Annotated in this window: 5 protein-coding genes and 2 rRNA genes; 4 read left to right on the forward strand and 3 right to left on the reverse strand. The window is 66.3% G+C overall.

What is annotated here, in order from left to right:
- Positions 1–119: 119 nt before the first annotated feature.
- Positions 120–3,228: ribosomal RNA gene (locus ACQPZP_RS32190) — 23S ribosomal RNA — on the reverse strand.
- Positions 3,229–3,650: 422 nt separating this feature from the next.
- Positions 3,651–5,171, reverse strand: a 16S ribosomal RNA gene (locus ACQPZP_RS32195).
- The 16S and 23S rRNA genes sit together here, the layout of an rRNA operon.
- 771 nt (positions 5,172–5,942) lie before the next feature.
- On the opposite strand from ACQPZP_RS32195, the gene ACQPZP_RS32200 reads away from it, so the two are divergent.
- Both ACQPZP_RS32200 and ACQPZP_RS32205 read left to right on the forward strand, forming a co-directional pair.
- Positions 5,943–6,920 (forward strand): ATP-binding cassette domain-containing protein, encoded by a 978-nt coding sequence (locus tag ACQPZP_RS32200; RefSeq protein ID WP_433473467.1) that lies wholly within the window; start codon positions 5,943–5,945, stop codon positions 6,918–6,920.
- A complete protein-coding gene (locus tag ACQPZP_RS32205) occupies positions 6,917–7,738 on the forward strand; it encodes an ABC transporter permease (protein ID WP_433473468.1) in 822 nt (273 codons plus the stop codon). The genes ACQPZP_RS32200 and ACQPZP_RS32205 overlap by 4 nt, the downstream gene beginning before the upstream one ends.
- Positions 7,739–7,977: 239 nt before the next feature.
- Here the strand turns inward: ACQPZP_RS32205 and ACQPZP_RS32210 are convergent, their stop codons facing one another.
- On the reverse strand, positions 7,978–11,211 hold the full coding sequence (locus tag ACQPZP_RS32210; RefSeq protein ID WP_433473469.1) for a BTAD domain-containing putative transcriptional regulator: 3,234 nt from the start codon (positions 11,209–11,211) through the stop codon (positions 7,978–7,980).
- Between the two features lie 66 nt (positions 11,212–11,277).
- Here ACQPZP_RS32210 and ACQPZP_RS32215 point away from each other — a divergent pair, with 66 nt between their 5' ends.
- Positions 11,278–11,535, forward strand: coding sequence for a DUF7218 family protein (locus tag ACQPZP_RS32215; RefSeq protein ID WP_433473470.1), 258 nt, complete (start codon positions 11,278–11,280; stop codon positions 11,533–11,535).
- A gap of 23 nt (positions 11,536–11,558) precedes the next feature.
- On the forward strand, positions 11,559–12,068 hold the full coding sequence (locus ACQPZP_RS32220) for a DUF1360 domain-containing protein (protein WP_433473471.1): 510 nt from the start codon (positions 11,559–11,561) through the stop codon (positions 12,066–12,068).
- Positions 12,069–12,098 lie beyond the last annotated feature (30 nt).

A 12,098-nucleotide genomic window follows, 5' to 3' on the forward strand; every position in this document is an offset into this window, starting at 1 on the left:
GAATCCGTCCGAGCAACCAAGGCTCGATCATTCTATTATACGCGGGCTCCCGGTTGTTTCCTGGGAACCACACAGGGACGCGAACACTTCTACGCAGCGAGATGCTTTGAACGTTCAGTGTGTTCAAGCCACTCGGCCTATTAGTACCGGTCGACTCCACACGTCACCGTGCTTCCATCTCCAGCCTATCAACCCGGTCGTCTACCGGGGGCCTTACACCCACGAGGGGTGGGAGAACTCATCTCGAGGAAGGCTTCCCGCTTAGATGCTTTCAGCGGTTATCCCGACCGAACGTAGCCAACCAGCCGTGCCCCTGGCGGGACAACTGGCACACCAGAGGTTCGTCCGTCCCGGTCCTCTCGTACTAGGGACAGACCCTCTCAATTCTCCTACGCGCACAGCGGATAGGGACCGAACTGTCTCGCGACGTTCTAAACCCAGCTCGCGTGCCGCTTTAATGGGCGAACAGCCCAACCCTTGGGACCTACTCCAGCCCCAGGATGCGACGAGCCGACATCGAGGTGCCAAACCATCCCGTCGATATGGACTCTTGGGGAAGATCAGCCTGTTATCCCCGGGGTACCTTTTAGCCGTTGAGCGACACCACTTCCACACGTAGGTGCCGGATCACTAGGCCCTGCTTTCGCACCTGCTCGACACGTCCGTCTCACAGTCAAGCTCCCTTGTGCCCTTGCACTCGCCACCTGATTGCCAACCAGGCTGAGGGAACCTTTGGGCGCCTCCGTTACACTTTAGGAGGCAACCGCCCCAGTTAAACTACCCACCAGGCACTGTCCCCCACCCGGATACACGGGTGCGGGTTAGACGCTCAAAACGACCAGAGTGGTATTTCACCAACGACTCCACCCAAACTGGCGTCTGGGCTTCACAGTCTCCCACCTATCCTACACAAGACGCTTCAGGCGCCAATGCCAAGCTGTAGTGAAGGTCCCGGGGTCTTTCCGTCCTGCTGCGCGAAACGAGCATCTTTACTCGTACTGCAATTTCGCCGGGCCTGTGGTTGAGACAGCGGGGAAGTCGTTACGCCATTCGTGCAGGTCGGAACTTACCCGACAAGGAATTTCGCTACCTTAGGATGGTTATAGTTACCACCGCCGTTTACCGGCGCTTAGATTCTCAGCCTCGACACCCGAAAGCGTCTAACCGGTCCTCTTAACGTTCCGGCACCGGGCAGGCGTCAGTCCGTATACAGCGTCTTACGACTTCGCACGGACCTGTGTTTTTAGTAAACAGTCGCTTCCCCCTGGCCTCTGCGACCCCACCCAGCTCCCCGTGCAAGACGGTTCACCAGGCGTGGTCCCCCTTCTCCCAAAGTTACGGGGGCAATTTGCCGAGTTCCTTAACCACAGTTCACCCGATCGCCTTGGTATTCTCTACCTGACCACCTGAGTCGGTTTAGGGTACGGGCCGCCGATACACTCGCTAGAGGCTTTTCTCGACAGCATGGGATCACTCACTTCACCTAAAACGGCTCGGCATCACATCTCACCCTCATATGGTGCGCGGATTTACCTGCACACCGGGCTACATGCTTACCCCAGGACAACCATCGCCTGGGCTGAGCTACCCTCCTGCGTCACCCCATCACTCACCTACTACCCCCTCGGGTCCCACGCTCCCCGCAGAACAGGCCCGAAGGCCCACACCACAGTTCGGGTGGTTAGCATCAGAGGGTTCAGCGTTGGCGCATACCAGCGGGTACGGGAATATCAACCCGTTGTCCATCGACTACGCCTGTCGGCCTCGCCTTAGGTCCCGACTTACCCTGGGCGGATTAGCCTGCCCCAGGAACCCTTGGTCATCCGGCGCACACGTTTCTCACGTGTGATTCGCTACTCATGCCTGCATTCTCACTCCCGCAGCCTCCACCACTCGATCACTCGGCGGCTTCACCGGCTACAGGACGCTCCCCTACCCACCCCAGACACATGCCTGGAGTGCCACGGTTTCGGCGGTGTGCTTGAGCCCCGCTACATTGTCGGCGCGGAATCACTTGACCAGTGAGCTATTACGCACTCTTTCAAGGATGGCTGCTTCTAAGCCAACCTCCTGGTTGTCACGGCAACTCCACATCCTTTCCCACTTAGCACACGCTTAGGGGCCTTAACCGATGATCTGGGCTGTTTCCCTCTCGACTACGAAGCTTATCCCCCGCAGTCTCACTGCCACGCTCTCACTTACCGGCATTCGGAGTTTGGCTGACGTCAGTAACCTTGTAGGGCCCATCAGCCATCCAGTAGCTCTACCTCCGGCAAGAAACACGCAACGCTGCACCTAAATGCATTTCGGGGAGAACCAGCTATCACGGAGTTTGATTGGCCTTTCACCCCTAACCACAGGTCATCCCCCAGGTTTTCAACCCTGGTGGGTTCGGGCCTCCACACCGTCTTACCGGCGCTTCACCCTGCCCATGGCTAGATCACCCCGCTTCGGGTCTACAGCATGCGACTAAAAACGCCCTATTCAGACTCGCTTTCGCTACGGCTACCCGCCACCGGTTAACCTCGCCACACACCATAACTCGCAGGCTCATTCTTCAAAAGGCACGCCATCACGAACACCACCCGAAGGCAGTGAGGACGCTCTGACGGCTTGTAGGCACACGGTTTCAGGTACTATTTCACGACCCCTCACCGGGGCACTTTTCACCTTTCCCTCACGGTACTAGTCCGCTATCGGTCACCAGGAAGTATTCAGCCTTACCACGTGGTCGTGGCAGATTCACACGGGATTTCACGGGCCCCGTGCTACTCGGGAACACACCCAGAAGCCACCCAGATTTCGTCTACCGGACTCTCACCGTCTACGGTCGGCCATCCCAAGCCGTTCAACTATCCGAGCAGTTTATAACTCCTTGATCCAGCGGCAGCTGGACCCGGATGGTCCCACAACCCCGCACACGCAACGCCTGCCGGCTATCACACGCGCACGGTTTAGGCTCCTCCGCTTTCGCTCACCACTACTCACGGAATCACAATTGTTTTCTCTTCCTGCGGGTACTGAGATGTTTCACTTCCCCGCGTTCCCACCAACCTGCCTATACATTCAGCAGGCGGCGACACCCCATGACGAGTGCCAGGTTTCCCCATTCGGAAATCCCCGGATCAAAGTCTGGTTGCCGACTCCCCGAGGCATATCGCAGGCTCCCACGTCCTTCATCGGCTCCTGATGCCAAGGCATCCACCGTATGCCCTAAAAAACTTGAACACACAAAACGATCAAAACAAATCGCAGATGAGAATCCATGACCCAAAAAAGAGCCACATCATCCCACCAGAGATGCTCGCGTCCACTGTGCAGTTCTCAAAAAACAACCGGGCCCACCAAAACCACACCACCAGTTCGGTGATGCGGTCTTGGTCCCGCGATCCAGAGGCACCCAGGCGAAGCCCGTTCCCTCAGGACCCAACAGCGTGCCCACCAGACCCCCCACCCGAACCCGCCGTTCCCACTCCCTTGAAGCCGAAGCTTCAGGGCGGTACTTGCCGGGCCGCGTAAGCGACCTGATGAATAGCCAGTGCTCCACATCTATGAGCAGCCACCTGACGAACATGCGCCGTCACCGGTGGCCACCGACCTGAGCCTTCCCAGAAAGGGGAAGCAGCCCGGGCCAGTTGTGTGCTCCTTAGAAAGGAGGTGATCCAGCCGCACCTTCCGGTACGGCTACCTTGTTACGACTTCGTCCCAATCGCCGGCCCCACCTTCGACCGCTCCCCCCACACAAGGTGGTTGGGCCACGGGCTTCGGGTGTTGCCGACTTTCGTGACGTGACGGGCGGTGTGTACAAGGCCCGGGAACGTATTCACCGCAGCGTTGCTGATCTGCGATTACTAGCGACTCCGACTTCACGAAGTCGAGTTGCAGACTTCGATCCGAACTGAGACCGGCTTTAAGGGATTCGCTCCACCTCACGGTATCGCAGCCCTCTGTACCGGCCATTGTAGCATGTTTGCAGCCCAAGACATAAGGGGCATGATGACTTGACGTCATCCCCACCTTCCTCCGAGTTGACCCCGGCGGTCTCCCATGAGTCCCCACCATAACGTGCTGGCAACATGGAACGAGGGTTGCGCTCGTTGCGGGACTTAACCCAACATCTCACGACACGAGCTGACGACAGCCATGCACCACCTGTCACCGGCCCAAAAAGGACCCACCATCTCTGATGGTTTTCCGGCGATGTCAAGCCTTGGTAAGGTTCTTCGCGTTGCGTCGAATTAAGCAACATGCTCCGCCGCTTGTGCGGGCCCCCGTCAATTCCTTTGAGTTTTAGCCTTGCGGCCGTACTCCCCAGGCGGGGCGCTTAATGCGTTAGCTACGGCGCGGAATCCGTGGAAGAACCCCACACCTAGCGCCCAACGTTTACGGCGTGGACTACCAGGGTATCTAATCCTGTTCGCTCCCCACGCTTTCGCTCCTCAGCGTCAGTACAGGCCCAGAGAACCGCCTTCGCCACCGGTGTTCCTCCCGATATCTGCGCATTTCACCGCTACACCGGGAATTCCATTCTCCCCTACCTGCCTCTAGTCTGCCCGTATCCACCGCAGACCCACGGTTAAGCCGTGGGCTTTCACGACAGACGCGACAAACCGCCTACGAGCTCTTTACGCCCAATAATTCCGGACAACGCTTGCGCCCTACGTATTACCGCGGCTGCTGGCACGTAGTTAGCCGGCGCTTCTTCTGCAGGTACCGTCACGTTAGCTTCGTCCCTGCTGAAAGAGGTTTACAACCCGAAGGCCGTCATCCCTCACGCGGCGTCGCTGCGTCAGGCTTCCGCCCATTGCGCAATATTCCCCACTGCTGCCTCCCGTAGGAGTCTGGGCCGTGTCTCAGTCCCAGTGTGACCGGTCGCCCTCTCAGGCCGGTTACCCGTCGTCGCCTTGGTAGGCCATCACCCCACCAACAAGCTGATAGGCCGCGAGCCCAACCCTGACCGAAAAACTTTCCACCACCGACCATGCGATCGGAGGTCATATCCGGTATTAGACCCGGTTTCCCAGGCTTATCCCAAAGTCAGGGGCAGGTTGCTCACGTGTTACTCACCCGTTCGCCGCTCGAGTACCCCCGAAGGGGCCTTTCCGCTCGACTTGCATGTGTTAAGCACGCCGCCAGCGTTCGTCCTGAGCCAGGATCAAACTCTCCATCAAGGTTCGAACGACCAACCAGGGGGCGAACCCCAGCCGGCCAAACCTCAGGAAACAATCCCAGCACCACACAACCCCCCACAACAGGGGACCGTGCATTGCCTCAAAGAAATCCCCGACCATCCCAAAAGGAACAGCCACGGGGCGACCCGGCCAACAAAAACAGACCGGGCCGATAAAGGCACTGGCTTTTAACACGCTGTTGAGTTCTCAAGAAACGGACACCCACCGCGCCGAACCCCTGCTCCCGCAGGCCCCGGCTCCGGGGCAACCCTTCTAACTTACCTGACATCCGCCGTCTGTCAAGCCGATCAACCAAGATCTTTTCGACGAGTCGGAGAGATTCCAGGCCCCCACGCGACGACACACCCCAGGCCGGAAACCTGGAGAGATCATCTCGTGGGAAGTGCCCTGCGGGCCGGCCACCTCTCGGCGTCCTGCATCCCGTCCGGGCGTGCCACTCAAGAGTACCCCGGCCCGGAGCAAGCTGCGAACCGTTTTCCTCTGTCGGCGTCCCCGGGGCCGTCCGCCTCTCGGCGTCCCGCATCCCCCTGGGGCACGACAGACATTAGGCAGCCCCGCGAGGTCCGTCAAATCGGCTCGTCCACCCGCTCGTCCGGTCTTCGAAAGCCGCAGGTCACGCGTGGTTCATGTGATCGACCTCAGTGTCGCGTCAGCACGGTGTCAGTGTCCGGGCCCCGATGTGCGCGTGATGTCAGCGCCTTCCCCCACGGTGGTGATCGTCACAGCGAAGAACATGTGAGAGGCGGACAGATGGACGACGTGATCCGCGCGGAAGGGCTGCGGAAGCGGTTCGGGGAGACGAAGGCCCTTGACGGTGTGGACATCAGCGCCCGCCGGGGGACCGTGCTCGGGGTCCTCGGGCCGAACGGGGCGGGCAAGACGACCGCCGTGCGCGTGCTGGCGACGCTGCTCAAGCCGGACGCCGGGCGTGCCGAGGTGTCCGGTTACGACGTGCTGAAGGACCCCGCGCGCGTCCGGGCGAAGATCGGGCTGACCGGGCAGTACGCGTCGGTGGACGAGGAGCTGACCGGCACGGAGAACCTGGTGATGATCGCCCGGCTGCTGGACTTCGGCCGGCGGGAGGCGAAGGCGCGGGCGCGGCAGCTGCTCGACAGGTTCCGGCTGACCGACGCCGGAGGACGCGCCGTGAAGACGTACTCGGGCGGGATGCGCCGGCGGCTCGACCTGGCGGCGAGCCTGATCAACCATCCGGAGGTCATCTATCTGGACGAGCCCACGACCGGGCTCGACCCGCGGGCCCGCAACGAGGTCTGGGACACGGTCCGCGCCGTGGTCGCCGACGGCGCCACGGTCCTGCTGACGACGCAGTACCTGGAGGAGGCGGACGCCCTCGCCGACCGGATCGCGGTGTTCGACCACGGACGGGTCATCGCGGAGGGCACGTCCGACGATCTGAAGGGGCAGATCGGCCGGCAGACCCTGGTGGTCCGCGCGTCCGAGCCGTACCGCGTCGCCCAGCTCACCGCGATCGTCGGCGAGCTGACCGGGGAGCGTCCGGAGGTGCAGGAGGCCGCCGGGCTCGTCTCGGCGCCGGTGCACGATCCCCGGCTGTTGTCGGTGCTGGTCCGGCGGCTGGACGAGGCGTCCATCGTGGCGGCCGAGCTGGCGCTGCGGATGCCGAGCCTGGACGAGGTGTTCCTCACGCTGACGGGCCACCTCGCCGAAGAACCCAAGTCCGAACTCGTTTCCGAGGGGAGCGTGGCATGACCGCGATCACCGTTGACAGCCGTCCGTCCGCGGCGGAGCCGCCGGCGCGGATCAGCCCGCGGCGGACGCTGCGGCACGGCCTGACCTTGGCGTGGCGCAACGTCGCGCAGCTGAAGCACTCGCCGGAGAAGCTGCTCGACACGACGTTGATGCCGATCGTGTTCCTGCTGCTGTTCCTGTACGTGTTCGGCGGCGCGGTGGCCGGCGACACGCACTCCTACCTGCAGCAGCTGCTGCCGGGCCTGGTGGCGCAGATGGCGATGTTCGCGACGATGGGGCTCGGGACGGCGCTGAACGAGGACATCCACAAGGGCGTGTTCGACCGGTTCCGCAGCCTGCCGATCGCCCGCTCGGCGCCGCTGATCGGGACGGTGCTGGGGGACACGGTCCGGTTCATCACCGTGATGACGGTGCTCGTCGGGTTCGGGTCGGTCCTGGGGTTCCGGTTCCACACCGATCCGCTGTCGGTGCTGGCGGCGTTCGCTCTGGCGTACGTGTTCTACCTGGCCGTCTGCTGGATCTCCGTCCTCGTGGGGCTGATCGCGCCGACGCCGGAAACCGTCCAGGGGCTCTCGTTCATCTGGGTTATGCCGCTGACGTTCGGCAGCAGCATCCTCGTCCCGGACACGTCCACGATGCCGGGCTGGCTGGAGGCGTGGACGAAGGTGAACCCGGTCACGCACCTCGCGCAGTCGGTGCGTGCGCTCACCGTCGGCGGCCCCGTAGGGAACCACGTCTGGTACACGCTCGCCTGGGCGGCGGGGATCGTCGTCGTCACGTTCCCGCTGGCCATGCGCATGTACTCGCGCAGGGCCTGACATCGATCCCGCCATAGGCGCGCCGCCTCGGGCAGCATCCTCCCGGGCCGGCGCGCCTTGGCCTCCGGACTTCCGCGCGTCGCGCATCCCACTGGACGCGACCAGGCCAGCGCCCGAACACCACACCGCCCACCGGACACGAACACCGCCAAACCGATCGGCCAAGACGTCGTACCGAACAGGCCGTCGGGCAAGCGTTCGCACGCGGTCACCGGAACAGACCTCGCGGCGGGCTGAGCTCAGGACACGGTCGCGATCAGGTCGGCGGCCTGGTCGAAGATGTCCTCTCGGGTGACCTGGCGGCCGCGCTCGTAAGCGGCGGCGAAGGCGTCCTCACCGAGGGCCCGGGTGACGACCGGAAGCGTCCGGCGGACCTCGTAGCAGGCCTCGTCCCGGTAACCGTGCAGGTTGTGGGCGGTGCCGAGCAGCTCGGCGGCACGGACGCAGGCGCCGCGGGCCGCCGCGTAGGCGGCGACGCCCTCGACGAGCGCCGCCAGCGTCGGGTTGCCCATGAGCGCGTCGTTCCGCAGGTTCTCCAGCGCGCGGGCGTGCCAGCGCTCCGCCGCGTCCAGGTCGCCGTCCTCCTCGGCGAGGCAGCCGAGCCGGCTGTACGTCCTGCGCGCGGCCTGTGCGAAGTCGGGACGGTGCCCGCGGGTCTCGACCCACTTGTACGCGCGGTCGGCGTACGGCCGGGCGGCCTCGCGGTCGCCCTCCTGAAGGTTGAGCTCGCACAGCATGAGCGACGCGCTCGCGGCGTCGGCGAACTCGCCGATCCGTTCCGTCTGCGCCATGGCCCGTTCGAGGTCCGCGCGGGCGCGGTCGACCTCGCCCAGCTGGGCCCGCGCCCGCGCGAGCTGGGAGAGGATCCCGGCGCCCTGTTCGGGACTGACGTCGCCGGACGCGTAGCCGTAGGCCTCCTCGCCGAGCCGGACGGCCTCCGCCAGGTCGCCGCGCGCCATGGCGACGTGCATCATCGCGCCCAGCCCGATGATCATCCCGAACCGGTCGCCCAGCTCACGGAACCGCGCGTAACCGTCGGCGGCCTGCTCGGCGGCGTCGTCGATGTGCCCGGTGTTGATGCCCATGTGCGCGAGGATGACGCGGACGACGGCGCGGACCCACGGGTCGGGGTGGTCCTGGATGTGGCCGAAGCTCTGCTGAACCTCCTCCATGTCCTGTCCGAAGACGCTGGACGCCGGTCCGGCGAGGGCAAGGACGGGATGCATCGGTGATTCGGGCACCGCCGTGAGGACGTCCGTCATGACCGCGCGCATCGACTCCTGGGTCGGCCCCGATTCCTTGGTCATCTCGGCGACGACACCGGCGGATACGACGCACAGCGCGTACTGCTCCTCCAGACCGGGCGGCGCGGTGCCCCCCGCGATGTCCCGGACCGTGACCGCCCAGCCGCCTGCTTCGCTCTCCATGTCGCGCATGACCCAGAACCACACCAGGCCCGCCACGAGCCGCAGCCCCGCCTCGACGTCGCGGGTCTCGGTCACGTGGCGGAACGCGACGGTGAGGTTGTCCCGCTCGGCGAACAGCCGGTCGGACCAGGCCAGCTGGTCGCGGCGGCGCAGCTCCGGCTCGGCGCGTTCGACGAGCGCGACCAGGTGGGCGGCGTGCGCGTCGCGGGCACGCCGGGTCTCGCCGGCCTGCTCAAGCCGCTCCCCCGCGTAGACGCGGACGGTCTCCAGCAGCCGGTAGCGGACGTCGGTGTCGCCGTCCGCCATCACCAGCGACTTGTCGATCAGTGCGGCGATAACGTCGATGACGTCGTGGGGTTCGGGCGCGTCCGGCGCGTCGAGCCCGCACACGTGCACGGCGGCGTCCGGTGAGGCGCCGCCCGCGAACACCGACAGGCGGCGCAGGACGGCGCGTTCCACGTCGTCCAGCAGGTCCCAGCTCCAGTCGACGACCGCGCGCAGCGTCCGGTGCCTGGGCAGTGCGGTGCGGCTGCCGCCGGTCAGCAGCCGGAACCGGTCGCCGAGGCGGGCCGCGACCTGGCCGGAGGTGAGCGAGCGCAGCCGGGCGGCGGCCAGCTCGATCGCCAGCGGGATGCCGTCGAGCGCGCGGCAGATGGCGACGACGTCGGCGACCGTGCCGGCGTCCACGGCGAAGCCGGGGCGGACGGCCGCGGCGCGGTCGGCGAACAGCCGCACCGACGCGTACCCGAGGGCGTCGGCCGGGTCGGCGACGTCCTCGTCCGGAAGCGGGAGGGACGGCACCGGGCACAGCGACTCGCCCGTGATGCCGAGCGGTTCGCGGCTGGTCGCGAGGATGCGGACGCCGTCCGCCTTCGCCACGACGTGGTCGGCGAGCCGCGCGACGGCGTCGATGAGGTGCTCGCAGTTGTCGAGGACGAGGACCATCCGCTTGGTGGCGAGGAAGTCGGTCAGCCGTTCGAGGGGCCGCACCACCGCGCGGGTCTCGGCGGGACGGACGGTCTCCGGGACGCCCAGCGCGGACAGCACGGCCTGCACGACGTCACCGGGGTCGCTGACGGGGGCGAGCGGGGCGAACCACACGCCGTCCGGCATCTCGTCGACGAGCGCGGCGGCGCTCTCGCCGGCCAGCCGGGTCTTGCCGGCGCCGCCGGGCCCGGTGAGGGTGACGAGCCTGGTCTCGCGGAGGAGCTTGCCCACCCGCTGGGACTCCTCCTCCCGTCCGACGAAGCTGGTGAGCTGGGCGGGCAGGTTGGTACGGGCGGACCGCGGGGCGGCCGGCCCGGGCGCCGCCGGAACGTCTCCGCCCGCCGTCTCCCGCCGCAGGATCGACAGGTGCACGGCGGCCAGTTCCGGGGACGGGTCGACGCCGAGCCGGTCGGCGAGGGCGCGCCGCGTCTCCTCGTACACCTCCAGGGCGTCGGCCTGCCGTCCCGCCGCGTACAGGGCGCGCATCAGCTGGGCGCGCAGCCGTTCGCGCAGCGGGTGCGCCGCGGCGAGCGGCTCCAGCTCGGCGACCGGCGGGACGGGCAGCCCCGCGGCGGTCTCGGCGTCCACCCGGTCCTCGAAGGCGGCGAGCCGCAGTTCCTCCAGCCGGGTGACCGCACCGTAGGCGAAGTCGGCGTCGGTGACATCGGCCAGGGCCGGGCCGCGCCACAGCGCGAGCGCCGCCCGCAGTCCGCCGGCCCGCCTGGCGGGATCGTCCTCGGCGCGGGCCGCCGCGACGGCGCGCTCGAACGCGACCGCGTCGATCTCACCGGGGTCGATCCCGAGCCGGTAGCCGGCCGGGCCGTGCTCGACCATGTCGCGGCCCGCGACACCGCGCAGCCGGGAGACGAGCGCCTGCAGCGCGTTCCCGCCGGGCGGCGCGCCCTCCCACAGGTCGTCCAGCAGCCGCTCGGCCGACACGGGCCTGCCCGCCTCGGCCGCGAGCCGGACGAGGAGGGCGCGCAGCCGCCGGCCGGCGACCTCGACGGGCCGCCCGGCCTCGTCCCGCACGTCGAGCGGGCCCAGGATGCCGATGCGCAAGCGAGTCCCCTTCCCGGGGACATTGTCTCCGATGTGTGGATCGCGCGGGCCGGGTACGTGTCCGTTATGCCTAGAGCACAGATCAAGGACGAGAAGACGTACCAGAAGCTCCGCGAGAAGGGCGAGAGCAAGGAGAAGGCGGCGCGGATCGCCAATGCGGCCGCCGGCCAGGGGAAGAAGAAGGTCGGCCGCAAGGGCGGCAAGAGCCCGTCCTACGACGACTGGTCGAAGGACGACCTCATGAAGCGCGCCCGCGAGATCGGCATCGAGGGCCGCTCCTCGATGAACAAGCCGGACCTCGTCAAGGCACTGCGCGATCACTGATCGGAGCTCGTGAGGGAGAATCCATGAACGCGGTCGTGGACACCGCGCGCAGGCAGGCGCAGGAGTACGCCGGCGAGGAGGACCGTCCGCTCGGCTCGTACCTCGGCACCCTCGGGGTGTACGCGCTGACGACGGCGACGATGGCGCTGCTGGGCCGGCGCCTGCGCGACCGGCCCCCCGCCATCGGCCTCGCCGACCTGGCGCTGATGACGGTCACGACGCACAAGGCTTCCCGGGTGATCGCGAAGGACCCGGTGACGAGCCCGCTGCGGGCCCCGTTCACCCGCTACTCGGGGACGGCGGGTCCGTCGGAGCTGTCCGAGGAGGTGCGCGGGAAGGGCGTCCGGCACGCCGTCGGCGAGCTGATCACCTGCCCGTTCTGCACGGCCCAGTGGGTCGCGACGGCCTACGCGGCGGGCCTCGTGTTCGCCCCGCAGGCCACCCGGCTCGCCGGCGCGACGATGACGGCCGTCGCGGGCTCGGACTGGCTGCAGCTCGGCTACGCCCGGCTCCAGCGGGCCGCCGAGGGCTAGCCCCCAAACGCCACATTCTTTACGTTTGCC

Origin of the sequence: Spirillospora sp. CA-142024, assembly GCF_050942325.1 — a bacterium.
In the GTDB taxonomy this organism is placed as follows: domain Bacteria; phylum Actinomycetota; class Actinomycetes; order Streptosporangiales; family Streptosporangiaceae; genus Spirillospora.